The 24,841-nt window shown below is 63.8% G+C and carries 27 protein-coding genes; 14 read left to right on the top strand and 13 right to left on the bottom strand.

What is annotated here, in order from left to right; all coding sequences use genetic code 11:
- Positions 1-49 precede the first annotated feature (49 nt).
- Complete coding sequence (locus KF827_RS08780; RefSeq protein WP_291003568.1) at positions 50-1,006, bottom strand: bifunctional riboflavin kinase/FAD synthetase; 957 nt, start codon at positions 1,004-1,006, stop codon at positions 50-52.
- A gap of 9 nt (positions 1,007-1,015) precedes the next feature.
- Complete coding sequence (locus KF827_RS08775) at positions 1,016-1,450, bottom strand: MaoC family dehydratase (RefSeq protein WP_291003565.1); 435 nt, start codon at positions 1,448-1,450, stop codon at positions 1,016-1,018.
- A 125-nt stretch (positions 1,451-1,575) separates the two neighbouring features.
- On the opposite strand from KF827_RS08775, the gene KF827_RS08770 reads away from it, so the two are divergent.
- The 10 genes from KF827_RS08770 (at position 1,576) to KF827_RS08725 (ending at position 11,236) form a co-directional block, all read left to right on the top strand.
- Positions 1,576-2,379, top strand: a complete 804-nt coding sequence (locus KF827_RS08770) for an HAD-IIB family hydrolase (RefSeq protein WP_291003562.1) — start codon at positions 1,576-1,578, stop codon at positions 2,377-2,379.
- A 130-nt stretch (positions 2,380-2,509) separates the two neighbouring features.
- Complete coding sequence (locus KF827_RS08765) at positions 2,510-3,577, top strand: NADP(H)-dependent aldo-keto reductase (protein ID WP_291003559.1); 1,068 nt, start codon at positions 2,510-2,512, stop codon at positions 3,575-3,577.
- Between the two features lie 73 nt (positions 3,578-3,650).
- Complete coding sequence (thpR, locus tag KF827_RS08760) at positions 3,651-4,343, top strand: RNA 2',3'-cyclic phosphodiesterase (RefSeq protein ID WP_291003556.1); 693 nt, start codon at positions 3,651-3,653, stop codon at positions 4,341-4,343.
- Positions 4,344-4,348: 5 nt separating this feature from the next.
- A complete protein-coding gene (gene cobB / locus KF827_RS08755; RefSeq protein ID WP_291003553.1) occupies positions 4,349-5,104 on the top strand; it encodes a Sir2 family NAD+-dependent deacetylase in 756 nt (251 codons plus the stop codon).
- 66 nt (positions 5,105-5,170) lie between these two features.
- The gene (locus KF827_RS08750) at positions 5,171-6,277 is read left to right on the top strand and encodes a PAS domain-containing protein (RefSeq protein WP_291003551.1); all 1,107 of its coding nucleotides are present in this window, start codon (positions 5,171-5,173) and stop codon (positions 6,275-6,277) included.
- Between the two features lie 126 nt (positions 6,278-6,403).
- Positions 6,404-7,063: a MarR family transcriptional regulator gene (locus KF827_RS08745; RefSeq protein ID WP_291003548.1), complete on the top strand. Its 660-nt coding sequence runs from the start codon at positions 6,404-6,406 to the stop codon at positions 7,061-7,063.
- Positions 7,060-7,578, top strand: coding sequence for a transcription termination/antitermination NusG family protein (locus KF827_RS08740; protein ID WP_291003546.1), 519 nt, complete (start codon positions 7,060-7,062; stop codon positions 7,576-7,578). Before KF827_RS08745 ends, KF827_RS08740 begins: the two co-directional genes overlap by 4 nt.
- Positions 7,578-9,482 carry an asparagine synthase (glutamine-hydrolyzing) gene (gene asnB, locus KF827_RS08735; RefSeq protein WP_291003543.1) on the top strand — a complete coding sequence of 635 codons (1,905 nt, stop codon included), beginning with the start codon at positions 7,578-7,580 and terminating at the stop codon, positions 9,480-9,482. The genes KF827_RS08740 and asnB overlap by 1 nt, the downstream gene beginning before the upstream one ends.
- Positions 9,479-10,738, top strand: coding sequence for a 3-deoxy-D-manno-octulosonic acid transferase (locus tag KF827_RS08730; protein WP_291003537.1), 1,260 nt, complete (start codon positions 9,479-9,481; stop codon positions 10,736-10,738). Before asnB ends, KF827_RS08730 begins: the two co-directional genes overlap by 4 nt.
- Before the next feature lie 15 nt (positions 10,739-10,753).
- Positions 10,754-11,236: a nuclear transport factor 2 family protein gene (locus KF827_RS08725; protein WP_291003534.1), complete on the top strand. Its 483-nt coding sequence runs from the start codon at positions 10,754-10,756 to the stop codon at positions 11,234-11,236.
- 4 nt (positions 11,237-11,240) lie between these two features.
- Here KF827_RS08725 and KF827_RS08720 read toward each other — a convergent pair whose 3' ends face one another.
- The 4 genes from KF827_RS08720 to KF827_RS08705 are packed head-to-tail and all read right to left on the bottom strand — an operon-like array spanning position 11,241 to position 14,218.
- On the bottom strand, positions 11,241-12,164 hold the full coding sequence (locus KF827_RS08720; RefSeq protein WP_291003531.1) for an SDR family oxidoreductase: 924 nt from the start codon (positions 12,162-12,164) through the stop codon (positions 11,241-11,243).
- Positions 12,164-12,694, bottom strand: coding sequence for an HAD-IIIA family hydrolase (locus tag KF827_RS08715; protein WP_291003528.1), 531 nt, complete (start codon positions 12,692-12,694; stop codon positions 12,164-12,166). The genes KF827_RS08720 and KF827_RS08715 overlap by 1 nt, the downstream gene beginning before the upstream one ends.
- 37 nt (positions 12,695-12,731) lie before the next feature.
- Positions 12,732-13,673: an endonuclease/exonuclease/phosphatase family protein gene (locus KF827_RS08710; RefSeq protein ID WP_291003525.1), complete on the bottom strand. Its 942-nt coding sequence runs from the start codon at positions 13,671-13,673 to the stop codon at positions 12,732-12,734.
- Complete coding sequence (locus tag KF827_RS08705; RefSeq protein ID WP_291003522.1) at positions 13,670-14,218, bottom strand: GNAT family N-acetyltransferase; 549 nt, start codon at positions 14,216-14,218, stop codon at positions 13,670-13,672. Before KF827_RS08705 ends, KF827_RS08710 begins: the two co-directional genes overlap by 4 nt.
- Positions 14,219-14,330: 112 nt before the next feature.
- Here KF827_RS08705 and KF827_RS08700 point away from each other — a divergent pair, with 112 nt between their 5' ends.
- Genes KF827_RS08700 through KF827_RS08690 form a run of 3 tightly spaced genes read left to right on the top strand, consistent with a single transcriptional unit; the run spans position 14,331 to position 17,410 of the window.
- Complete coding sequence (locus tag KF827_RS08700; RefSeq protein WP_291003519.1) at positions 14,331-14,933, top strand: GNAT family N-acetyltransferase; 603 nt, start codon at positions 14,331-14,333, stop codon at positions 14,931-14,933.
- 46 nt (positions 14,934-14,979) lie between these two features.
- Positions 14,980-16,287 carry a dGTP triphosphohydrolase gene (gene dgt / locus KF827_RS08695; protein ID WP_291003516.1) on the top strand — a complete coding sequence of 436 codons (1,308 nt, stop codon included), beginning with the start codon at positions 14,980-14,982 and terminating at the stop codon, positions 16,285-16,287.
- 16 nt (positions 16,288-16,303) lie between these two features.
- Positions 16,304-17,410, top strand: coding sequence for a PQQ-dependent sugar dehydrogenase (locus KF827_RS08690; protein ID WP_291003513.1), 1,107 nt, complete (start codon positions 16,304-16,306; stop codon positions 17,408-17,410).
- A 215-nt stretch (positions 17,411-17,625) separates the two neighbouring features.
- On the opposite strand, the gene KF827_RS08685 is transcribed toward KF827_RS08690, so the two are convergent.
- Positions 17,626-18,465: a hypothetical protein gene (locus tag KF827_RS08685; protein ID WP_291003510.1), complete on the bottom strand. Its 840-nt coding sequence runs from the start codon at positions 18,463-18,465 to the stop codon at positions 17,626-17,628.
- A gap of 117 nt (positions 18,466-18,582) precedes the next feature.
- Positions 18,583-19,965 carry an aspartate aminotransferase family protein gene (locus KF827_RS08680; RefSeq protein ID WP_291003503.1) on the bottom strand — a complete coding sequence of 461 codons (1,383 nt, stop codon included), beginning with the start codon at positions 19,963-19,965 and terminating at the stop codon, positions 18,583-18,585.
- A gap of 109 nt (positions 19,966-20,074) precedes the next feature.
- Here KF827_RS08680 and KF827_RS08675 point away from each other — a divergent pair, with 109 nt between their 5' ends.
- Positions 20,075-21,058, top strand: coding sequence for an alpha/beta hydrolase (locus tag KF827_RS08675; protein WP_291003499.1), 984 nt, complete (start codon positions 20,075-20,077; stop codon positions 21,056-21,058).
- Here KF827_RS08675 and KF827_RS08670 read toward each other — a convergent pair.
- From KF827_RS08670 to KF827_RS08650, 5 genes are all read right to left on the bottom strand, one after another.
- Positions 21,042-21,572: a MarR family transcriptional regulator gene (locus tag KF827_RS08670; protein WP_291003496.1), complete on the bottom strand. Its 531-nt coding sequence runs from the start codon at positions 21,570-21,572 to the stop codon at positions 21,042-21,044. The two genes, KF827_RS08675 and KF827_RS08670, sit on opposite strands and share 17 nt — an antisense overlap.
- A gap of 46 nt (positions 21,573-21,618) precedes the next feature.
- A complete protein-coding gene (locus tag KF827_RS08665; protein WP_291003493.1) occupies positions 21,619-22,011 on the bottom strand; it encodes a response regulator in 393 nt (130 codons plus the stop codon).
- A gap of 151 nt (positions 22,012-22,162) precedes the next feature.
- Positions 22,163-23,212: a chemotaxis response regulator protein-glutamate methylesterase gene (locus tag KF827_RS08660; protein WP_291003490.1), complete on the bottom strand. Its 1,050-nt coding sequence runs from the start codon at positions 23,210-23,212 to the stop codon at positions 22,163-22,165.
- Between the two features lie 144 nt (positions 23,213-23,356).
- A complete protein-coding gene (locus KF827_RS08655) occupies positions 23,357-24,238 on the bottom strand; it encodes a protein-glutamate O-methyltransferase (protein ID WP_291003487.1) in 882 nt (293 codons plus the stop codon).
- Between the two features lie 10 nt (positions 24,239-24,248).
- Complete coding sequence (locus KF827_RS08650; RefSeq protein ID WP_291003484.1) at positions 24,249-24,824, bottom strand: chemotaxis protein CheW; 576 nt, start codon at positions 24,822-24,824, stop codon at positions 24,249-24,251.
- Between the last annotated feature and the right edge of the window lie 17 nt (positions 24,825-24,841).

Below are 24,841 nucleotides of genomic sequence, written 5' to 3'. Positions count from 1 at the left end.
TAGGCATGGTGGGGCAAGGATTTAGCATCCCCTCCCGGCGCTGCCAAGCCTAGCGCGGGCTGAGCGCCAGGATTTCCCTTGCCTTGAGCGCATCGGCGGCGATCTGCGCCTTCAATTCGTCCAGGCCGGCGAATTTGCGCTCCGGCCGGATGAACCCGATGAAAGCCACCCGCAAAGCCTGGCCATAGAGGTCGCCCTGGAAATCGAACAGATGCGCCTCCAGCGCTACCTTGTCCTTGCCGAAGGTGGGGCGCAGGCCCAGATTGGCCACGCCCTCCCGCTCGGAACCATCGGACAGGCGCACCCGGATGGCATAAACCCCCAACTTCGGCACCAGGTAATCGCCCATATCCACATTGGCGGTGGGAAAGCCGATGGTGCGGCCGCGCTGGTCGCCCCGCTGCACCAGACCCTCCACTTCCCAATAGCGGCCGAGCAACTCGGCGGCCTGATCCGGTGCGCCGGCCTGCAACAGGCTGCGGATGCGGGTGGAGGAATAGGCGCCGTTTCCATCGCCCTGGGATTGCACGATGCTGAGGCCGATGCCATGCGCGGCACCCAGGCTTTGCAACAGCGCGGTATTGCCGGCACGCGCCTTGCCGAAGGTGAAATCGTAGCCCACCACCACATGCCTGAGGCCGAGATCGCGGGCCAGAATATCGGTCACGAAAGCCTGCGGGCTCAATTCCGCCAGCGCCGGGTCGAAGCGCAAAGCCACCACCGCGCTGGCGCCCAATGCCTTCAACAACTGCGCCTTGTGGGCCAGGCTGTCGAGTTGGAAAGGCGGCGCATCCGGCATGAAATAGCGGCGCGGGTGCGGATCGAAGGTAATCGCCAGAACCGGCGCCGCATTGCCTGCCACGCGCCGCGCCTCGGCCAGCAAGGCCTGATGGCCCTTATGCACGCCATCGAAATTGCCCAGCGCAGCCACACCGCCGCGCTCGGCGGCTAGCAGCGCGGCAGCACCGATCGAATAATAGGAGGCCGGATTTGCGTTGGGGCTCATCGCAAAACCTTATATGCGGCTATCCACCATCAAGGTGGCTTCGCCATCGATCACCACGGTATCGCCCACCCGGCATTCGCAGGCGAACTTCACCCGGCGGCGCGCGGTGTTCACATCCACAGCCGTCACCTTGGCCACCACCGTATCGCCGATCCGCACCGGCGCCTTGAAGCGCAGATCCTGGCTGAGATAGATCGCGCCGGGGCCAGGCAGCTTGGTGCCGAATACGGTGGAGATCAGCGCCGCACCCAGCATGCCATGGGCGATGCGGCCCTTGAAGATGGTGTGCGCGGCAAAATCCTGGTTCATATGCACCGGATTGGTGTCGCCCGAAACCTCGGCGAAAAGCCGGATATCGGCCTCCGTTACGGTCTTGCTGTATTCGGCCGACATGCCCACCGAAATATCCTCGATATAAAGCCCGTGCAAAATCTGCTGATTCATTGCTGGAAATCCTGGAATACGAGGCGCTTGCGCGGTTGACAGGCCGGGCCGCGAATGCGACCACCAAGGGCGGCCGGACTATACTGACCCCCCAAAACCCCGGCAAGCATTGGGCCTGTACATCTATGGTCGCACCTCGCCCGCTTTCCGAAATGCCGCTGCCGGCGCGCCGGGGCGTGCAATTCCTGCTCACCGATATCGACGACACATTGACCAGCCATGGCCGACTGGAAGCCGCCGCCTATGGCGCGCTGGAGCGATTGGACGCCGCCGGCATCCAGGTGGTGCCGATCACCGGCCGCCCGGCCGGCTGGTGCGACATGATCGCCCGCTTCTGGCCGGTGGCCGGCATCGTGGGCGAGAATGGCGCGCTGTATATGCGCTACGACCGCACGGCGAAAAAGATGCATCGCCGCTTCTGGCTATCGGATGCCGAACGTAGCGAAGCGCGCCGCAAGCTGGCCGATCTGGCCCAGGTGATCCTGCGCGAAGTGCCGGGCTGCGCGCTGGCCTCCGACCAACAATACCGCGAATGCGATCTGGCGGTGGATTTCTGCGAAGACGTGCCGCCGCTGCCGCGTGCCAGCATCGAGCGGATCCAGGCCCTGTTCGAGGCCCATGGCGCCACCGCCAAGGTCAGTTCGATCCACGTGAATGGCTGGTTCGGCGATTGGGACAAGTTGAGCATGACCCGGCAATTCTTCCGCGATTGCTATGGCCTGGACCTGGATGCCGCCCGCGACAATATGGCGTTTTCCGGCGACAGCCCCAACGACGCGCCGATGTTCGGCTATTTTCCGCTCTCGGTGGGGGTGGCCAATGTGCAGCCCTTCCTGGACCGCATCGCCGCCCCGCCCGCCTATATCACCCGGGGCGAAGGCGGCACTGGTTTCGTGGAACTGGCGGAGCTGCTGCTGGCTGCACGCTGAAATACCCCCCAGGGAAATAGCCCCAGGGAAATACCCCAGACCCGCCGCCAAACCTCAATTAGTTGTTGTTTTGCAGGGCAAACACCTACAATATGTCGTCCAGATTAGCGTTTGTGTCTGGGGTGATGCCATGCAGTTCCGTCGTTTGGGCCGTACCGATATCCGGGTAAGCCTGACCTGCCTTGGCAGCATGACCTGGGGCGAGCAAACCACCGAGGCCGAGGCGCATGCCCAGCTCGATTACGCCCTCGAACGCGGCATCAATTTCATCGACACTGCCGAGATGTATCCGGTGCCGCCCAAGGCCGAAACCCAGGGCCGCACCGAAAGCTATATCGGCAGCTGGCTGAAGGCGCGCGGCAAGCGCGACAAGATCATCCTCGCCAGCAAGGTTGCGGGCCGCGGCTATCCCGGGCCCGGGCGCGGCGATTTCGCCTGGCTGCGCAACAACACGGTGCCGGCCAGCGATCTCACCCCGAAGCAGATCCGCTATGCGGTGGAACACAGCCTGAAAAGGCTGAACACCGATTACATCGACCTGTATCAAACCCACTGGCCGGATCGCCAGACCAACACTTTCGGCCAGGCCAACTACACCCATGTGGAAGAAACCGGCATCGTTGCCATCGCCGAGATTCTAGACACCATGGCGGCGCTGACACGCGAGGGTAAAATCCGCCATTTCGGCGTATCCAACGAAACGCCCTGGGGCGTGATGCATCATCTGCATCAATCCGAGGCCAAGGGCCTGCCGCGTATCGTCAGCATCCAGAATCCCTACAACCTGCTGAACCGCAGCTTCGAACTCGGCCTGGCCGAGCCGGCGCATCGCGAAGATGTGGGCCTGCTGGCCTATTCGCCGCTGGCGATGGGCGTGCTGAGCGGCAAATACCTCAACGGCGCCAAGCCGGAAGGGGCGCGGCTTACGCTGTTCAGCCGCTTCACCCGCTATTCCAACCCGCAGGCCGAACGCGCCGCCGCACGCTATGTGGCGCTGGCCCGCCAGCATGGGCTCGATCCGGCGCAGATGGCGCTGGCCTTCGTGTATTCGCGGCCGTTCGTGACGGCCAATATCATCGGCGCAACCAGCATGGAGCAACTGAAGAGCAATATCGACGCGGCTGACCTCACGCTCCCGGCCGAATTGCTGGCGGCGATAGAAGCCATACACCGCGACCAGCCGAATCCCTGTGCCTAAGCCCGGCGCCTGATCCGTCGTCACTGGCGGCAGGGCGATTTCGTTGTCCTCTCAGCAAGAGGAGTAGCGTGTCATGATCCGCCTGTTCGTCGCACTGCAGATTCCCGATGCCTCTGGCGATAGCCTGCGCGGCCTTTGCGCCGGCGTACCCGGCGCACGCTGGGTCAACCCCGAACAATTCCACATCACCCTGCGCTTCATCGGCGAGGTGGATGGCCGCACCGCCCGGGCGGCAATGGAGGAACTGGGCCAGATCACCATGCCCAGCTTTCCCGTGGAGCTGCATGGCGTGGGCACTTTCGGCGACAAACGCAAGGCGCACAGCCTTTGGGCGGGCGTGCGGCCAAGCGGCATGCTCACCCGCCTACACGACAAGATAGACGGCGCAATGGCACGCATCGGCCTGCCGCCGGACCGGCGTAAATTCACCCCGCATGTTACGCTTGCACGGTTGAACAACGCGCCATCGGAACGGCTTTGCGCCTATCTGGCCCATCATGGCCTGGCCACGCCGCCCAGCTTCACCTGCGAAGGCTTCACGCTGTTTTCCAGCTTCCTGTCTTCCAACGGCGCGATCTATACGCCCGAGCGTATCTATCGCCTGGATGGCAGCCAGGATTTCAGCTGGATGGACCAGGAGGCCGAGAACTGGCAGGAGGAAGGCTGGGAAGACGGCGCCGATTGGGAGAAGGAAGCTGAAAACTATTTCGGCGCCGAACGTAGCATGCCGGCCTATGGCAATGCTGGCGGCGGCCCCGCCGAATAGAGCGCATGCAGCCTGATTACCGGCGTATCGTCATCCTTACCGGCGCGGGCATTTCCGCGGAATCCGGCCTGGGCACTTTCCGCGACAAGGATGGGCTGTGGACCAAATATGATCTGCGCGACGTGGCCACGCCGGAAGGCTTCGCCCGCAATCCCACTCTGGTGCACGACTTCTACAATGCCCGCCGCCGCAATCTGCTGGATGCCGAACCCAATGCCGCGCATTTCGCCCTGGCCGAACTGGAACAGGCCTGGATGGCGCGCGGCCGCAAGATAACCGGAGCAGATCACGATTTCCTGCTGGTGACGCAGAATGTGGACGACCTGCATGAACGCGCCGGTTCAGAACGGCTGCTGCACATGCATGGCGAATTGCTGAAAATCCGCTGCGAGAATTGCGGCTCGATCCGCGAATGCCGCACCGATATCGACATCGCCAGCGTCTGCCCGGCCTGCGAATTGCCCGGCTATCTGCGGCCGCATGTGGTCTGGTTCGGCGAGATGCCGTTCTACATGGACCGCATCCAGCAGGCACTGGAAGCCTGCGACCTGTTCATCTCCATCGGCACCTCGGGCAATGTGTATCCGGCCGCCGGTTTCGTGGCCGAGGCGCGGCGGGGCAAGGCCCATACGGTGGAGCTGAATCTCGAACCCTCGGAAGGCCGCTCGCTGTTCCGCGAGGCCCATGAAGGCCCGGCCAGCGAGGTCGTGCCGCTCTATGCCAGCCGGCTGCTGGCCGGCGAATACACGCAAATGTGGTAAAAACCACTTCCCAGAACGCTCATTTCATGACCGAATTGTTGCCGGAGCTACTGCCGGGCAAATCCCATGGTCATGCAACGCAGCCAAGCCGCCTTCCTGGCCGCGCAAACGCGCGATGGCCTGCTGCGGCTGTTCGAGGCGGTATGCAGCGATGCCGCCGAGGCCACCGGCGCCAGCCGCACCAGCCTGTGGTATTTCGAACCCGATGGCAGCCTCACCTGCCAGCGCCAGCTCGATAGCCGCAGCAACAGCTTCGCCTCCGGCCAGAGCATCGATCGTATGGCCGCCATGCCTTATACCGAAGTGCTGCTGCGCGACCGCATCGTGGCGGTGACCGATATCGCCACGCATCCCGCCACCGCCGCCATGGCAGAGGAATATCTGCGCCCCAACGGGGTGAGCAGCCTGCTGGATTTCCTGATCGTGGATCATGAAGACAGGCCGGCGGCGATCCTGTGCTGCGAGCAATGCGGACCCGAACGCATATGGTCGGAAAGCGATGTTGTAGCGCTTTACGAACTGGCTGGCCTGATCGGCCGTACCCTGCGCTATCAAACCGGCACGCCCGCCCAGCGCGCCCGCTTCGCCGCCAGCCTGCCTTTCACCGACGAACCGCTGCTGATGGAAGCCGCGCTTTACTGGTCGGCCAAGCGCGGCAAGCGCGCCATGCCGCGCCGTAGCGATATCTCGCCGGTGGATATGCCGCGTCAGTTGCTGCCGCATCTGATCGTGGGCGAATTGCTGCATGATCCGTTTCAGGTACGCTTCCGCCTGGTGGGTACCGAGATGGTGGCCCGCTATGGCCGCGATTATACCGGCCTCACCATCGACGAATTCATGACCGGCGATTATGCCGCCTATATCAAAAGCCTGTTCCTCAAAACCTACGAGACCGCCGCCCCGGTCTATTCGGAAAGCCAGTTCAAATGGAATGACGGCGGCACCAGCCGCACCCGGCGCCTCATGCTGCCGCTCACTTTGGATGGCGGCAGCCAGCCGCAACAGGTGCTGGTCGCCCAGGTTTGGCCCGCAGAAACATCCGGTCGCCCACCCAGCCCCACCGCCATCAGTGTGCGGCCAGGCAGCATCAGCAATTCCGACACCGCTATCGAGCGGCTGCCACGCCTGACCGATAATCCCGGACAACAGCGCAAAACCGCCAAATCCACTTAAATTCCGGCCTTGCGCCAGCCGTCCGAACCCGCTAATGTTCATGGTATGAACGCAAAGCGGGATTCAGCCCACCTATCCTCGGAGACGAGCCGAAACGCATCTGGCCCGCACGAGCCGGTCAGCGACATGGCCCCCACCCTCAGCCTGCTGGTGGGTGTGGCCGAGGCGCCGAAGGTTTCTCAGCGCGGCCTGGCCGGCCGCATGGGCGTGGCGCTCGGCCTGGCCAATGCCTATCTCAAGCGCGCCGTCGGCAAGGGCTGGATCAAGATGCGTCAGGCCCCGGCCCGGCGCTTTTTGTATTATCTCACCCCCGAAGGCTTTGCCGAAAAGGCCGCCCTCACCCGCGATTACTTGTCCGACTCGCTGCGGTTTTTCCGCCGCGCCCGGCAGCAATCCACCGATCTGCTGCTGGATGCCCGCAAGCGCGGCCATAAGCGCATCGTGCTGGCCGGCTGCGGCGAGTTGGCCGAGATCGTCAGCCTTTCGGCACAGGAACTGGGCATCGAAATCCTTGGCATCCTGGATGCCCGGCGCAACGTGGAAAGCTTTGCCGCCATTCCGGTGTTTCACGATCTATCTGCCTTGCAACAGGCCGGCCTGACCGCCGACGCGGTGCTGATCACCGATATCGACGACCCCCAGGCCTGTTTCGACCGCCTGCAAGCCGCGCTGTCGCCCGACCGGCTGCTGGTGATGCCGCTGCTGCATGTGGTGCCGCGCCGGCAGGAAAGCGATACCGATGCCGAGGCGGGCGAAGAAGAAGCCGATGCGGAGGCCGCGGCATGACCGATGCCGGTGCGAATGCCTGGTTTGTAGCCGAGACCCAATCGCGCCAGGAACGCGTGGCGGAAGCGCATCTGCGCCGCCAGGGTTTTGAAACCTTCCTGCCGCAATTCCGCTGCCTGCGCCGCCATGCCCGGCGCACCGAAATGGTCAGCCGCCCGTTGTTTCCCGGCTATGTCTTCGTCGGCCTCGATCCGGCGCAATCGCGCTGGCGTTCGGTGAACGGCACCGTGGGCTGCCGCCGCCTGGTGGCCTTCGGCGACCAGCCGTTGCCGCTGCCCATGCGGGTGCTGGAAGCCTTGCGCGGCCGCCAGGATGCCGAGGGCTTCATCCATATGGAAGACCCGCTGGACAAACTGCCGCAAGGCGCGCCGCTGCGGGTGACGCAGGGACCGTTCGCCGATCTGGTCGGCCTGTTCCAGACCCGCGACGATGCCATGCGAGTGATCCTGCTGCTCGATCTGCTCGGCCGGCCGACACGGGTGACCTTGCCGGCCCATTCCGTCGCCGCCGCCTGATGTGCGGCATAGCCGGCCTGCTCGCCGCTCAGGCAGGCGAAGCCGCCTTGCGCGAGCGCGTGGAGGCGATGACCGCCGCACTGCGCCATCGCGGCCCCGACGACAGCGACACCTGGATCCGCGCCGAGCATGGCATCGCGCTCGGCCAGCGACGGCTGAGCATCATCGACCTTTCGCCGCTGGGCCGCCAGCCGATGCTTTCAGCCAGCGGGCGCTATTGCATCACCTATAACGGCGAGATCTACAATTTCCCCGCCCTGCGCCGCGAACTGGAAGCGCTCGGCGCCATGTTCCGTGGCCATTCCGACACCGAAGTGATGCTGGCCGGCATCGAGGCCTGGGGCCTGGAGCCGACCTTGCACAAGCTGCAAGGCATGTTCGCCATCGGCCTGTGGGATGCGCAGGAACGCAGCCTCACCCTGGTGCGCGACCGCGTGGGCATCAAGCCGCTTTATTGGCGTCCCCTGAATGGCGGCATTGCCTTCGCCTCCGAACCGCGTGCGCTGCTGGTGGGCGAACCGCGCCCGGCGCTGAACCCCGAGGCCGTATCGCATTTCCTGCGCACCAATTATGTGCCGGCGCCGCTTTGCATCTGGCAGGGCCTGCATAAGCTGGAACCCGGCCATCTGCTGCGCTGCGGCTCCGATGGCCTGCAAACGCCGCGCCCCTGGTGGAGCCTGGAAGACGCGATTGCCGCCGAACCGCGCATCACGCAGATCGACGAAGCCGAGACGCAGTTGCACGCGCTGCTGAACGACGCCATACGCGGCCATATGCTGAGCGACGTGCCGGTGGGCGCGTTCCTGTCCGGCGGTATCGACAGCAGCCTGGTGACGGCATTGATGCAGGCGCAGAGCAGCCAGCCGGTGCGCAGCTTCACCATCGGCTATGGCGAAAGCGGCTATGACGAATCTTCAGCCGCCGAAGCCGTGGCACGCCATCTCGGCACCCAGCATACAACGCTGCGCGTTACGCCTGCGGATGCCCTGGCCTGCATTCCGCGCATGGCGGAGATTTACGACGAGCCTTTCGCCGATGCCTCGCAGATCGCCACCTATCTGGTATCGCGCCTCACTCGCCAGCATGTGACGGTGGCGCTTTCCGGCGATGGCGGCGATGAAGGCTTTGCCGGCTATAACCGCCATGTGATGGCGGCGCGCTGGCAGAAGATGCAAGGCTGGCCGGCGCCTTTGCGTGGCCTGCTGGCCGGATTCTGCACCATGTTGCGGCCCGGCCAATGGGATGCGCTGGGCAGCCTGCTGCCCGCCGGCATCCGCCCGCCGCAACTGGGCGAGAAGCTGGCCAAGCTGGGCGGTGTGTTGCGCGCCAAGGATGTCGAAAGCTATTACCGCCCGCTGATCGAACAATGGCCCGATGCGGCGCAGGTGCTGGCGCAACCATATCCGCCGCTGCCATTGCCGCAGCAGGCCGAAGGCGAAGATCTGGTGGCTTATCTGCAACGGCTGGATGCCCGCGCCTATCTGCACGACGATGTGCTGACCAAGGTGGATCGGGCCAGCATGGCGGTGGCGCTCGAAGCCCGCGTGCCGCTGCTGGATCATCGTGTGCTGAGTTTCGGGCTGGCCCTGCCGCGCCATCTGAAACTGCCGGCCAATGGCAAATGGCCGTTGCGCCGCCTGCTGGCCCGCCATGTGCCGGTGGCTTTGACCAACCGCCCGAAAAGCGGCTTCGCGGTGCCGATTTCAAGCTGGCTGCGCGGCCCGCTGCGCGATTGGGCCGAGGATCTGCTCTCGCCGCAGGCGCTGGAAGAAACCGACCTGCTGCGGCCCGAACCGGTCCGCGCTGCCTGGGCAGACCATCTCAGCGGCCGTGCCAACCGGCAATACGGCCTCTGGGGCGTGCTGATGCTGCAAGCCTGGCAGCGGCATTGGCGGCAGCCGTGAGGCCGTGGCGCGAAAGCCTCTGGCGCGGGATCGGCGCTGCGATCACGCCGCTGGTGCGGCATTGGCTGCACCGCCGCATACAACGCGGCAAGGAAGATGCCACGCGCCTGCATGAACGTTTCGGCAGGCCGGTTCTGCCGCGTCCCGCCGACAAGCTGATCTGGGCCCATGCCGCCAGCGTGGGCGAAGCCGTGGCGTTGTTGCCACTGTTGCGTGCCGTGCGCGAAGCGCGGCCGGATATAACCCTGCTGCTCACCACCGGCACCGTTACTTCGGCGGCCCTGGTGGCGCGGCAAAGCTTTGCCGGCCTGCTGCACCAATTCGTGCCGGTGGATATTCCATCCGCCGTGGATGGCTTCCTGGATCATTGGCGGCCCGATCTGGCGCTATGGAGCGAAAGCGAACTCTGGCCCGGGCTGCTTGCCGGCCTGCATCGGCGCGGCGTGAAACTGCTGTTGTTGCAGGGCCGCATGTCGGCGCGTTCGGCCAGCCGCTGGCAGTTGCTGCCTGGCACCGCGCGCTGGCTGCTCGGCTGTTTCGATGCGGTTTATGCGCAAACGGCAGCCGATGCCGAACGCTTCCGCAGCCTCGGCGCGCGCCATGTGCAGGAATACGGCAATCTCAAACAGGCCGCACCGCCCTTGGGCTGCGACGATGCCGAGCTTGCGCGCCTGCGCGATGCAATCGACGGCCGGCCGCGCTGGCTGCTGGCCTCCAGCCATCCCGGCGACGAGGCCATCGCCTTGCAGGCCGATCGCACGCTGCGTCTGCGTTTCCCCGATCTGCTGACCATCATCGCGCCGCGCCATCCCGAACGCGGCCAGGCAATCGCCGAGGATTTGCGCAAAAGCGGCGCGTGCGTGGCTTTGCGGTCGGTAGATCAGGCGCCCGAAGCCGAGATTTATGTTGCCGATACGTTAGGCGAGATGGGCCTGTGGTATCGGCTCTGCCCGCTGGCGCTGATGGGCGGTTCGCTGATCCCCCATGGCGGGCAGAACCCGCTGGAACCGGCGCGGCTTGGGGCCGCCGTTCTGTTCGGCCCGCATATGTTCAATTTCAGCGAGGCCAGCGCCGATCTGCTGGCGCGGAACGCGGCTTTGCAGGTGCAGGATGGCATTGCGCTGGCCGAAACCATTGCCGCCCTGCTGGCCGATCCCGCCCGCCTGGCGCATATGGGCGAACAGGGACACATCTATGCCAACGAACAAGGCGCGGTACTGACCCGCCTCACCAAGGCCGTGCTGGAGCAAATCTGACCGGGAGGGAAAACAATGAGCGATGAAACCGCCGCCTTCATTCATCTGCTGCAACGCTTTTCCGAACGCGTGGCGGCGCGCGACGCGGAAGGCTTCGCGCTGTTGTTCACGCCCGATGCCTATTACGACGACGTATTCTACGGTCGCCACCAGGGGCGCGCGGCGATTGCCGCCATGCTGGAGAAATTCCTGCGCGACGGCAGCGATTTCGAATGGGAGATGCATGAGCCGGTCTGCGCCCATGGCATCGGCTATGCCCATTGGGATTTCAGCTTCACCTCCCACAAGCCCGGCCTTGAAGGCAAGCGCGTGCTGATGGTGGGTGCCAGCCGTTTCCGCATGGAGCCGCATGGCCTGATCATGGCCTATGACGAATGGTGCTATCAGGCCAGCGCCCTGCTGGGCATCGGCACGCCCTTGGCCGCGCTGGAAAAATCCCTGCTGCGCCAGGATGCGAAATTCCGCAATCAGGCCGATGCCAGGCGGCATCGGCTGTAGCGCGTCACTTCACGAAATAGCCGAAAATCTTCGCCACTTCTTCCATCGCGGCGCCATAGGCGCGGGCCTTGCCCATATCGGTGATGCGGCCCCAATCGGCGGCGATCATCTCCGGCGTCACCTCGGCGCCCGCGCCGTAGAACACGCCTTCGGATTCCACGATCTGCGCCTTGGCGTAATAGCCGGCCCCCACCGAGATGATATCGCCGGTGGCGTTGCAGCTTTCCGAACAGAGATAGGCCACCACGGCGGAAATATAAGCCGGCTGCAGATGCGGCAGCAGCTTGGGCGGAAACAGCGGCTCGGTCATGCGGGTGGCGGCCACCGGCGCGATGGTGTTGATCAGGATGCCGTTCTTGCCGCCTTCCTGCTTCAGCGCATTCATCAGCCCGACCAGGCCCAGCTTGGCGGCGCCATAATTCGTCTGGCCGAAATTGCCATACAGGCCGGCCGCCGATGTGGTCATCACCACGCGGCCGTAATTGGCGGCCTGCATATGCGGCCAGGCGGCATGGGTTACATAAGCCGAACCCAGCAGATGCACTGCCAGCACCGCATCGAAATCCTCCAGCGGCATCTTGGCAAAGCTTTTGTCGCGCAGGATGCCGGCATTGTTGACCAGGATATCCACCCGGCCCCAGGCATCCAATGCGGCCTGCACGATGCGCGCGGCACCGGCCGGGTCGGACACGCTGTCATGGTTCGCCACGGCCTCGCCGCCAGCCGCCTTGATCTCGGCCACCACCGCATCGGCGGCCGTGGCCGAGCCGCCGCGGCCATCCACCGCGCCGCCCAGATCGTTGATCACCAGCTTGGCGCCGCGCGAAGCCAATAGCAGGGCATGGCTGCGGCCCAGGCCGGAACCCGCGCCGGTGACGATGGCCACGCGGCCTGAAAAAGCCAGCATCCGTGAATCCTGGGCGCTCATTACAAACCCTCCACCAGCGGATTGCGCTTCACATGTTTGGAATGATGCAGCAACAGGTCGCAAACCTCGCGCACCGCGCCATCGCCGCCGCGCGCCTGCGTTACATAGGCGGATACCGCCTTCACTTCGGGGCGCGCATTGGCCACGGCGATCGGCAGGCCGATGCTGCGCAGCAGCGGCAGGTCGTTCACATCGTCGGCCACATGGGCCACCTCATCCAGGCCGATGCCCATCTCGGTGCAGAAGGCGCGGATACGGGTCAGCTTGTCGAGGATGCCCATCTCGTAGCGCTTGATGCGCAGCCGTTCGGCACGCTTGGCAATCGCCCCGGTGTTGGACAGCGTGAGCAGGCAGACCTCGATGCCTTCCTTCATGCACATCACGATGCCCAGGCCATCCTGCACATGGTATTTGCGCAGCTCCGAGCCATCCTCGGCATAATACAAGCCGCCATCGGTAAGCGTGCCATCCAGATCCAGCGATAGCAGCTTTATCTTGCGGAATTTCTCGATCAATGCGGCGTCCAGCATGCATCCTCCGGAATGATGGCCGGCAGCATAAGGCGATTCACGGCGCTACTTCCACCCACAGCGCGCGATGATCGGAGGCCGGATCGTCGACCAGGCCGCGCTGCCGCAGCGTCAGCCCCCGGCCGATCAAGGCATGGTCGATATTCAGCCCCAGCCAGCCCGGCAGCCAGCTTGGCCATGTGGGCGCCAGGCCGGCCAGGCCAAGCATCGGCGCGGTATCGCGCAGGCCGCCGGCCTCGAGCATGGCGCGGAAGCCGGGCGACCAGGGCGTGGCATTCAGATCGCCGATCAGCAGCACGCGACCATTCGGCGCCTGCCGCGCCAATTCCCCCACCGCCAGCAATTGCCTGTCGCGTTTGGCGCCGGCAGGGCCAGGCGGCGCCAGCGGCATCTGCGCATGCATACCGATCAGGGTGAGACAATCATCCGGCATATCGCGGCAAATCCGCGCCGTCAGCACTTGCTGTGCCGCCACGCCCTCGATACCGGTCAGGTCGCGCAAGGGCCATCGGCTGTATAGCTGCACATCATAGATGCTGCGCCCCAACGGCATTTCCATCGAACGATGCGGCAGCCGCGCGGCAAGATCGGGCGGCAGATTTGCGCCGCCATTTGGCAGTTCGGTGAAGAGCAGCAGGTCTGGCGGATCGGCCGCAAGCCGGGCGAACAGCGCGGCATGATCGCTCTGCTGCGCCAGATTGATACTGAGCACACGCCAGGCCGGTGCACTTGTCGCCTGCGCTGTTGCTGGCCATTGCAGATAGGCCAGCAAGGGCCAGATCAGATAGCCGGCCAGCACCAGACCGATCCAGCGCAGATGCCGGCCGCCGCGCCAGATCAGCGCCAACACGATCAGCGCACCTGCCGCCATGCAATGGCGGAAGCTGGCGGCAAGATCGGCCAGCCAATGATAGGGCGCCAAGGCCACCAGCAGGGCGGCAGCCGCTATCGGCACCAGCAGCATACAACGCCAGATCAAGGCGCGAGCTGCTTGTAATAGAAGGCGCAGGTCTCGGCTTCGCCGCCATGGACCGGCAGCGAATAGCCCGGCACCCGGCCGAACAGCACATAGCCGATGGCTTCGTACAGCTTCTGGCCGTTATCGCCATCGCGGGTATCGAGGATCAGCAGAGTTCTGCCGAGCCGGCGGGCCTCGTCCTCGGCGGCCAGCATCAGCGCGCGGGCCAGGCCGAGCCGGCGGGCACGGCGCAGCACCAGCAGCTTCTTGATCTCGGCACGGTGCGGCTGGTTGGGCGGCGTATCGGTATCCAGCATCACGCAGCCGAGGATACTCCCATCCGTGTCTCGCGCCACGAACAGCCGGGCTTTGCCGGCCAACAGACCGGGCATCTGCCGCCGCCAATAGGCCAGCGCCTGTTCGGCATCGAACGGCCAGACGAAATTCACCGCCGCACCGCCCTCCACGCAATCGGCCAGCAGAGCCGCCAACCCGGGCAGGGCATTTTCAACTTCGCCAGGGTCCGGACCCATTGGGGATAGGCGGGCAAGAATGGTCTGGGTCATCGTCGGTTCCAGGTTGCGGCTTTTGCTTCGCCATAGGCGACTGCTTTGCCATTTCAGCGGGGCTGCGGTCAAATCCATTGCGGCATAACCGTTATAATGGTTATATAAAGCCATGTCTGATGCCATCCGCTGCCACGCCTTTACGCCTGCCCGTTGGGATGACCTGGCTGCCCTGTTCGGTCGCAACGGCGCCTGCGACGGCTGCTGGTGCATGTATTGGCGCCATGCCAGCCGCAGCGATTGGGTGGCTGCCAAGGGCGCTGCCAACAAACGCGCGCTGAAAGCCTTGCTGGCCGACGGTACGCTGCACGGCGCGCTGGCCTATGGACACGATGCCGAAGGCGCCAGCCTGCCGGTAGGCTGGGTGGATTACGGCCCGCGCATGGATTACCCCAAGCTGGGCCGCGCCCGCAGCCTGGCCTGCCAGGATGCCGAACATGTGTGGAGCGTTCCGTGTTTCTTCATCAAGGCCGGCTGGCGCAGGCGCGGCGTGGCCAGCGCGCTGCTCGGCTTTGCCGTTGCGCAATTGCGTCGCCAGGGCGCCGGCATCATCGAGGGCTATCCGCGCCGCGCCGCTCAGCCCGGCCGGCGGATCGCAGCCTCCGATGCCTGGACCGGCACGATCCCGATGTTCGAGAAGGCCGGTTTCCACCCGGTGGGCCCCGAGGATGGCGGCAAGCAGCGCATGCGGCTGCAGGTCGGCGCGCGCAGCTAGGCGGCTGCGTCTAGAGCGGAACCATCGGCCATGGTAGTAAGCTGCCATGGATTGGATCGACACCCTTGATTCCTGCCCGCCCGGCCGCCGCCTGCCGCCAGAGGGCCGCAGCCCGTTTCAGCAGGATGCCGACCGCATCGTGTTTTCCTCGGCCTTCCGCCGGCTGCAAAACAAAACCCAGGTGCATCCGCTGCCGCATACCGATTATGTGCGCACGCGCCTCACCCATTCCATGGAAGTGGCGTCCGTCGGCCGCTCGCTGGGCAATCAGGTGGCGCGCCGCCTGCTGGCAGACGATAAAAGCCTTGCAGCGATCCGCCCGCATCTGGCCGCCGATCTGGGCGATATCGTGGCCGCCGCCTGCCTGGCGCATGATATCGGCAACCCGCCTTTCGGCCATACCGGCGAACAGGCCATCCAGCATTGGTTCGACGAGAACCGCGACGACGCCTTCAAGGATGCCTTGAACGAAACCGAACAGACCGATCTGCTGCGCTTCGAAGGCAATGCGCAAGGCTATCGCATCCTCACCCGTTTGCAGATGGACCGCGACGATGGCGGCATGCGGCTGATGGATGCCACGCTGGGCGCCTTCACCAAATATCCATCCGGCAGCCTGGCGCAGAAAAGCGGCGACTATATCGGCCGCAAGAAGCATGGCTTCGATGCCGCCGAGGCGGAGATCTTCGCCGCCATGGCCGGACGGCTGAAACTGAAGCCGCTCGCCGGCGTGCCGCAAGCCTGGCAGCGCCATCCGCTGGCCTATCTGGTGGAGGCCGCCGACGACATCTGCTATCGCGTGATCGATGTGGAAGATGGCGTGAAGCTCGGCCGCATCGGCTTCAGCGAGGCGGAAAGCCTGCTGGGGCAATTGATTGCCGGCAAGCAGAGCGAAAACTACTACCGCCGCAGCGTGGATGAAAAACTCTCCACCCTGCGTTCGCGCGCCATCGGCGGATTGCTGGATGCCTGCTGCGATGCCTTCATCGATCCTGCCAACGGCTTCCTCGATGGTGCCGCCGGCAGAGATCTGCTCAGCGCCACGCCGCTGCAGGCGCCGGCAAAAGCCCTGAAAGATCTGGCCTTGCAGCGGGTGTATCAATGGGAACGCACGGTCGGCGAGGAATTCAAAGGCATCAATGCCATTCAGCATATGCTGCGCCAGTTCGTGGCCGCGCTGAATGCCAGTAAAAAGAACGTGACCGCGCAGCGATTATTGGTGCTTATCCCGCATATGCCGAAGGAAGACGCACCGCGCTATCTTCGCCTTCTGGCCATCACCGACTATATTTCCGGGATGACCGACCGGTTCGCCGTGGAAACATGGGAGCGTTTGCGCGACGTGACGGTCTGACAGACTGGAGCGTTCCATGCATCCTCTGCTTGCCCTGCTGCTTCTGCTGTTGCCCGGCTTTGCACTTGCGCAAACCATCCCCTCCGAAACCGGCCCGATCCGCGCCGTCACCGTTACGCGCGGGCTGGAAGTGCCATGGAGCATGGCCTTCCTGCCCGATGGCCGCATGCTGGTGACCGAACGCCCCGGCCGGTTGCGTATGGTGGCGCGCGATGGCGGCTTGTCGGCGCCGTTGGCCGGTGTGCCGAAGGTTTTCGCCAGCGGCCAGGGCGGTTTGCTTGATGTGGTGCTGGATCCGAATTTCGCCAGCAATCGCCTGGTCTATCTGTCTTATGCCGAACCGGGAGATGGCGGCGCCGGCACGGCGGTGGCGCGCGGCAAGCTATCCGATAGCGGCCTGCAGGATGTGCAGGTGATTTTCCGCCAGCAACCGAAAGTCTCCGGCGGCCTGCATTTCGGCGCGCGGCTGGCCTTCGATCGCAACGGCCTGCTGTTCATCGGCCTGGGCGAACGCTACCGGCGCGACGAAGCGCAGATTCTCGGCAGCCATCTCGGCAAGTTGATCCGCATCAAGCCCGATGGCAGCCTGCCGCCGGATAATCCGTTTGTCGGCCGCACCGGCGCGCTCCCGGAAATCTATTCCTACGGCCATCGCAACATCCAGGGCATGACCCTGCATCCCGAAACCGGCGCGTTATGGCTGCATGAACATGGCGCCCAGGGCGGCGATGAAATCAACCTGCCGCAAGCCGGGCTGAATTACGGCTGGCCGGTAATAACCCATGGCGTGGATTATTCCGGCGCCAGGATCGGCGAAGGCACTGCCAAAGCCGGCATGGAACAGCCGCTGCTGCATTGGACGCCTTCTATCGCGCCGGCCGGCATGGCATTTTATTTCGGCGACAAATTTCCTGCCTGGCGCGGCAATCTGTTCGTCGGCTCGCTGAAATTCCGCACCCTGCACCGCGTGGTGTTCGAGAATGGCAAGCCGAAATACGAGGAAGCGATGCTGAAGCCGCTTGGCGAGAATATCCGCGACGTGCGCGCCGGCCCCGATGGCTATCTCTACATCGCCACCGACAACCCCGAAGGCCGCATCATCCGCCTGGAGCCGGCGCGGTGAACATTGCCGCCCGCTGGTGGCCGGCATGCGCAATACCTCTGCGTCCAGCTGCCTGCTTCCAGGCCACATCATCCAGGCCGTCACCCCCGGATTTATTCCGGGGGTCCATGGCTGCCACAGCAAAGCCGCTGAATCATGGACCACCGGAACAAGTCCGGTGGTGACGGTTTAAGGGAAGCGCCCAGCTTACTCCTGCACGCCATTCAGCGCCCAGCTTACTCCTGCACGCCATTCAGCGCGCGGTGCAACACATCCAGTGTATTGCGCGCGATGGGATCCTGGCCGTTGAGGATCAGGGTGAGCGACACCCGGGTGATGCCAAGCTTGCCGGCAATCTGATCCAGCGAGATATTCTTCACCCGGCAGACCTTGGTGACCAGCTCGAACGAACCTTTCGACAGAAACACCCGGCCCCAATCATCCCGGTGTTCGAGCCGGATGACCGGCGGCAGATCGTTTGCCTGCACCGGCACCGTGCGGGCCACGGCCGGGCCGCTGCCGCCGCGCATGCCGCCGCGGGTTTTCGGTCCCGGGGCACTGCGGGCCAGCGGGCGGTAATTGCTGTCGCGTTCGAATACTTCGAATTCCGGCGCGCGGTTCAGCAGAATCTGCAGCATCTCGCGCATATGGCTGACAATCTGGCCGGTGGAGCCATCGGCCTCGGGGCCGTCGCTGAGCAGCTTGGCCAATTCGCCCAGCCGCTTCAGGCGCGAACTGAAGAATTCCCGCGAGCCGAAGGGCAGCGGCGCCTGGGCCTCGATGAGGCCTTCCAGATAGCTGCCGGTGATGTCGATTTCGATCTTCAGTATCTTTCCGCGGATTTGCGTCACATAGCGGCGCAGTTCGTCGCGGCGGCCGGTCTTGAGCACGGTGAGCCGGCCCTCGGCCAGCTCGGCGGCCTGGTGAAAATCATCCACCAAGGTGCTAAAACGCCGGAATCCCGCCACATTATCCCGCTTTTCAGCAGCATTTTGGGTGAATTGGAAGATCGTCATGGCCCGCGCTTCGATGCGCGAAACCAGTTCGTTGCCTTCCTGCGTATGGGAATCGGTCATTTTATTTTAAATTTACCGCCAAGTTCGTGGCCGGACGTTAGCATGCCCGGCCTTCCCTACCCAAGCGGGTGCGGCGGAGTTATCCCCAGGCAAAGTCATTATTTGCCAAAATTATCCTCATGCCGCCGATTTCACCAGCCAATCCTGGGTGCGGGCCAGGGCGCGCTCGAAGCGGTCGAACATCTCGTCGATCTCGGCCTCGGTTATGATCATCGGCGGGCAGAAGGCCAGGGCATCGCCGGCCAGCGCCCGATGGATCAGCCCCTCTTCCTGCGAAAAGCCGGCGCACATATTGGCCACGCCGAGGGCCGGATCGAAGCTCTTCCGGCTGGCCTTGTCGGCCACCAGTTCCACGGCGCCCACCAGGCCCACGCCCCGCGCCTCGCCCACCAGCGGATGATCGCCGAGCTTGCGCAAGCGGCGCTGGAAATGCGGCGCCACCCGGGCGACATGGCCGTAGATGTCGCGCTCTTCGTAAATCTGCAAGGTGCGCAAGGCCACGGCAGCAGGCACCGGATGGCCGCCATAGGTGAAGCCATGGCCGAAGGTGCCGATGGTGCCGGACTGGTCGCGGATCGCTTCGTAGATCGGCTCCGAGATCAGGCAGGCGGCAATCGGCAGATAGGCCGAGGAAAGCTGCTTGGCGCAGGAAATCGCATCGGGCTTGAAATCCAGGGTCTGGCTGCCCCAGACCGAACCGGTGCGGCCGAAACCGCAGATCACTTCATCGGCGATGGCCAGCACATCATGCTTGCGCAACACCGCCTGGATGGCAGGGAAATAGCCTTCCGGCGGCACGATCACGCCGCCCGCGCCCATCACCGGCTCGGCGAAGAAGGCCGCCACGCTGTCTGGCCCCGCGCGTTCGATGAAGGCATCCAGATTGGCCGCCAGACGCGCAGTGAATTCCGCCTCGCTCTCACCGGGCAGGGCATTGCGATAGTAATGCGGGCAATCCACATGCTCGATGCCGGCAATCGGCAGATCGAAGGCGCGATGATTGGCCGGCAGGCCGGTGAGGCTGGCGGCGGCGATGGTTACGCCATGATAGGCGCGCTGGCGCGACAGGATGGTCTTCTTCTTGGTGCGGCCGAGCGCATTGTTGTAATAGCGGATGAACTTGATCTGCGTGTCGTTGGCTTCCGAGCCGGAATTGACGAAGAACACCTTCGAGATCGGCACCGGCGCCAGGCTTTTCAGCTTCTCGGCCAGTTCGATCACCGGCTCGGCGCTCTTATGGCCGAAGGTGTGGTAGAAAGGCAGCTTGCGCATCTGCTTGATGGCGGCCTCCACCAGTTCCGGCTCATCGAAGCCCAGGCCGGCGCACCACAGCCCCGCCATCCCCTCGATATAGGCACGCCCCTGGTCGTCGTATACATGGATGCCCTTGCCATGGGTGATCACCAGCGGACCGGCCTGCTCATGGCGCACCAGATTGGTATAGGGATGCAAAACATGGGCGATATCGCGGGCGGCAAGCGAATTGGGAATCTGGTTCATGGCTGGTCCGGAAAGTTGGAAGATTCGACGCGGCGGCAGTAGAAACCCAACCGCCGCCCGCCGCAAGAGCGCAATTGCCGGGCTACAATCCCTTCGATAAAGTGATGCCATGCCGGGAACTCAGATAACGCTCAAATCCAATGCCGACGGCCTGCTGCTGCAAGGGTATCGCTGGCTGCCGGAAACCCAACCGAAAGCCATCTTGCTGCTGGCGCATGGCATGGCCGAGCATGCCGGCCGCTATGCCCGCTTCGCCGCCGCGCTGAATGCGGCGGGCTATGCGGTCTATGCCTTCGACCACAGAGGGCATGGCCTGACGGCCGAGGGCGGGCATGGCCTGACGGCCGAGGGCGGGCATGGTCTGACGGCCGGCAATGCCGAACTGGGCCATGCCGCACCGCGCGATGGCTGGAACCGCATGGTGGCCGACCTGATCCAGGCGGCAGGCTTTGCGCGCGCCGAACATCCCGGCAAGCCGCTGCTGCTGTTCGGTCATTCCATGGGCTCGTTTATGGCCCAGCGTTTCATCGAATTGCAGGGCGGCCTGCTGCAAGGCTGCGTGCTATGCGCTTCCAACGGCAAGCCGCCGGCCATTGCCGTGCTGGGCAAGCTGATCGCGCGGCTGGAACGGCTGCGCTGCGGCGCGCGCGGCACCAGCAAGGTGATCGACGCCATGGGCTTTGGCGCCTTCAACAAGAAATTTGCCCCCAACCGCACCGAGTATGACTGGCTCTCGCGCGACACGGCCGAGGTGGATAAATACATCGCCGATCCGTTTTGCGGCTTTTCGCTGGATACGCAATTCTGGATCGACTTCCTGGACGGCCTGGACGATATGAGCCAGCCAGCCGAACAGGCGCGTATCCCGAAAGCCCTGCCGCTGCTGGTGATCGGCGGCAAGCACGATCCGGTTTCCGCCGGCACGCGTGGCCTGCTGCAATTGCTGCAAGCCTATGCGACCGCCGGCCTGAACCGGGTGGAGCATATTTTCTATGACGATGCGCGGCATGAGTTGCTCAACGAGAACAACCGCGATCAGGTGACCGCCGATATCATCGGCTTCCTGGATCGCTGCCTTATTCCGCAGCCTTGAGATTGGTGTAAATCCGCCGCAGCAGCGCCTTCAATTGTGCGGCTTCCGCTGCATCCAGGCCGGCAAGCGCGACCTGCTCAAGCGCAATGCCGGCGGGGATCAACTTGGCGGCAAGGCAAAGCCCGCGTGGCGTAAGGCGGATCGCCACGGCGCGGGCATCGCTGGCATCGCGCTCGCGCAGCAGCATGCCGTTGCGTTCCATGCCCGCCACCACCCGCGAAAGCGTGGAAATCTCGATGGCGGTGCGTTCGGAAAGATCCGACAGCCTGACTCCGCCAGAATCCCTGACGCCACCAGAGCCCCCAACACCACCAGAACCATCGATTGCTGTGCCATTGGCGATCTCGTAGAGCGCGGCCAATGCGCGCCAATCCTGGATGCCGAGGCCCTCCTCGCGCAGCACCGCGCCGAAACGCTGCACCAGCGACACACCGGCCCGGTTGATCAGATAGGGCAGGTAATCATCCAGCACCAGCGGCGCCACGGCGCCGCCATCGGAAGCGGGGCCAGACATTGCCCCAGGTGATCCCGGCGACAATTCCGAGGACAACCCGGTTGCGTCAGCTGCTGAGCTTGCCAAGCACCGCCTCGATCTTCTGCTTCATGGTGGCGGCATTGAAGGGCTTGACCATGTAGTTGTTCACGCCGGCCTGGATGGCGGTCTTCACCAATTCGGTATCGCGCTGACCGGTGGCCATGATGAAGGGCAGACGCTTGGTGAGTGGATTGGAACGGATGGTCTTGAGCAAGGTGAGGCCATCCATCCCGTCCATATTCCAATCGGAAATGATCAGGTCGAATTTATTGGAGTTCATCGCAGTGAGCGCATCGCTGCCGCTTTTGGCCTCCACGACATTCTTGATGCCGATTTCCTGCAGGCAGTAGCGCGCAATGCCACGCATGCTCATCTGATCGTCCACGATCAAAACGCGAAGTTGGCTGGCCGAAGGCATTCCGGTTCTCGCTCCTCAACTTGTCTGCGCCGTCAGTGCACCCCTCACCCGGCAATCCACATTCGATATCCGACTGACCCTATCGAATACCCTAAAAAGACCGTTATCTCAATGCCGTAGAAACCTGCACACGGCTTACTCGAAGATCATGCTAGCGCTGTTTGCAACGCGCCAGAATTTCCTGCGCCACCTGGCCGATCGGAATTTCCGCCTGCACCGCTCCCATCAGCTTGGCGGCTTTCGGCATACCATAGACCAGGCTGGAGGCTTCATCCTGCCCGATCGTCTGCGCGCCGGCTTCCAACATTTTCTTCAACCCGGCAGCGCCATCCTTGCCCATGCCGGTCAGGATCACGCCGATGGCATTATGGCCGGCATGTTCGGCCACGGAATTAAATAGCACGTCCACGGACGGCCTGTGGCCCGATACCGGCGGATCATGGCTCAGCTTGGTATAGTAATGCCCGCCCGAGCGATGCAGCAGCAGATGGAAATCGCCCGGCGCGATATAGACATGGCCAGGGAAAATGCGCACGCCATCCTTGGCTTCCGTCACCGATACCGCCGACAGGGTATCCAGCCGCGCGGCGAAACTGGCGGTGAAACGCGGCGGCATATGCTGGGTGATCAGGATCGGCGGACTATCGGCCGGCAGGATGGTGATCACTTCCTTCAGCGCCTCGACACCGCCGGTGGACGAACCGATGGCCACGATCTGATCGGTGGAGGTGAAGCCCGGGCCGGTGACCAAGCGCTTGACCTCGGCGCCCTCTGGCGGCCGCGAACGCGCCACCACCCGAGCCGTGGCGGCCAGCTTCACCTTGGCCACCAACTCGGTCTTGATCTCTTCCAACGCATGCTTGATGTCGAGCGTGGGTTTGGGCACGAAATCCACCGCGCCCATTTCCAGCGCCTGCATGGTGATACCGGCGCCCTTCTGGGTGAGGGTGGATACCATCACCACCGGCATCGGCCGCAGCCGCATGATCTTGTCGAGGAAGGAGATGCCATCCATGTTGGGCATCTCCACATCCAGCGTCAGCACATCGGGATTCAATTCCTTGATCATGCTGCGCGCCACCAGCGGATCGGGTGCCGCGCCCACCACCTCGATCTCGGGATCGCTGCCGAGCGCTGCCGTGAGCAGCTGACGGATCAGCGCCGAGTCATCGACGACGAGAACCTTGATCTTCCTGGCCACTTTGAAAAATCCCTTTACGCTTTCCCTAGTCTCTTCAGGCGATTTTACTCTAGCCGTCAGGCGATTTTACCCCAGCCGTCAGGCGATTTTACCCTAGCCGTCAGGCGATTTTACCCTAGCCGTCAGGCGATTTTACCCCAGCCGTCAGGCGATCTTACGATGAATGTTGCGGCCGAGCAGTTTGAAGCGCTCGGTGATGCCGAACAGATTTTCGGAATGGCCGATATACAGGAAACCGCCGGGCACGAGCAGATTAGCATAGCGATCGAACAGCACCCGCTGGGTATCCTTATCGAAATAGATCACCACATTGCGGCAGAAGATGGCGTCGAACGGCCCCTTCATCGGCCAAGCATCCATCAGGTTGAGATGCTTGAAGGCGATGAGCTGGCGCACATCCTCGCGCACCCGCACCTTGCCGGGAGGAATACCGGGACCGCTGGTCTCGAAATATTTGGCTTTGAGGTCAGGCGCCATGCCTTCCAGCGATTCCGGGTTGTAGATGCCCTCGCCGCCGCGCCGCACCATCTCGGTATCGATATCGGTGGCCAGTATCCTGGCATCCCATTGCGCGATATCGGGCATGCTGCGCTTCAGCGTGATGGCGATGGAATACGGCTCTTCGCCCGAGGAACAGCCAGCCGACCAGATCCGCAGGCGTTTGCCGCGCGTGGCGGCGCGGGCGCGAATCTCGGTCAGGGCCTGATCGCCCAGATGCTCGAAATGATGATTCTCGCGGAAGAATTTCGTGAGATTGGTGGTCAGCGCATTCAGCGTGGCACCCAGTTCGTCGATGCCATCCGGGCCGGCGATGAAATCGCAATAGGCGCGGAAGCTGGGCAGATGCAGCTTGCGCAGCCGCTTGGCCAGCCGGGCATAAACCATGTTCTGCTTACTCGGCCCCAGGTCGATGCCGGTCTTTTCCTTCAGCAGCTTTGCCAAAAAGGCATAGTCAGAGCTGGAAAAGGCAAACTCCCTGTCGCCTTGCAGGTCGTCGTCGTCGCGGCTACCGGCTTGCACGGACATGTCGCCTGCCTCAGGCAGCGCCGGCGCTCTCGGCCGATGGGCCGGCCAGCAGCGGGCGCTGGCCCATTTCGGCGGCTTCAAGCATGCGGCCCGAGAACATCCGGTCCAGGCCGATCAGCCCCACCATGCGCTCGCCCACCGTGATCAGCCCTTCCATGAAGCCGATGCCGGAAACCTGTTCCATCTCGGGCATCGGGCGCACTTCATCTTCGTTGATGGTGATGATGTCGGACACCGCATCCACCAGGATGCCGACGATGCGGGAAGCCACCGAAACGATGATCACCACATTGTATTTGGTCGGCTCGGTACGCGGCATCCCGAAACGCGCACGCAGATCGAAAATCGGCACGATGGCGCCGCGCATGTTGATCACGCCGCGCACCACTTCGGGCGTGTTGGGCAAAGGCGTGGTTTCAGACCAGGCACGGATTTCGCGCACCGCCATGATATCCACGCCGTATTCTTCGTTGCCGACCGTGAAGGAGATCAACTGGATGGTGCGGCTGCCCCGCCCAGCTTGATTGGCGGCCTGGTTGCCGGCCTGGTTGCCGGCCTGGTTCTGGGCTTCGCTATAGCTTGCCATGCAGTATCTCCTTTACC

Origin of the sequence: Ferrovibrio sp. (assembly GCF_019636075.1) — a bacterium.
Classification (GTDB): Bacteria; Pseudomonadota; Alphaproteobacteria; order Ferrovibrionales; family Ferrovibrionaceae; genus Ferrovibrio.
Note: the sequence above shows the minus strand (reverse complement) of the source record. Positions and strands in the feature narration are given on the sequence as shown.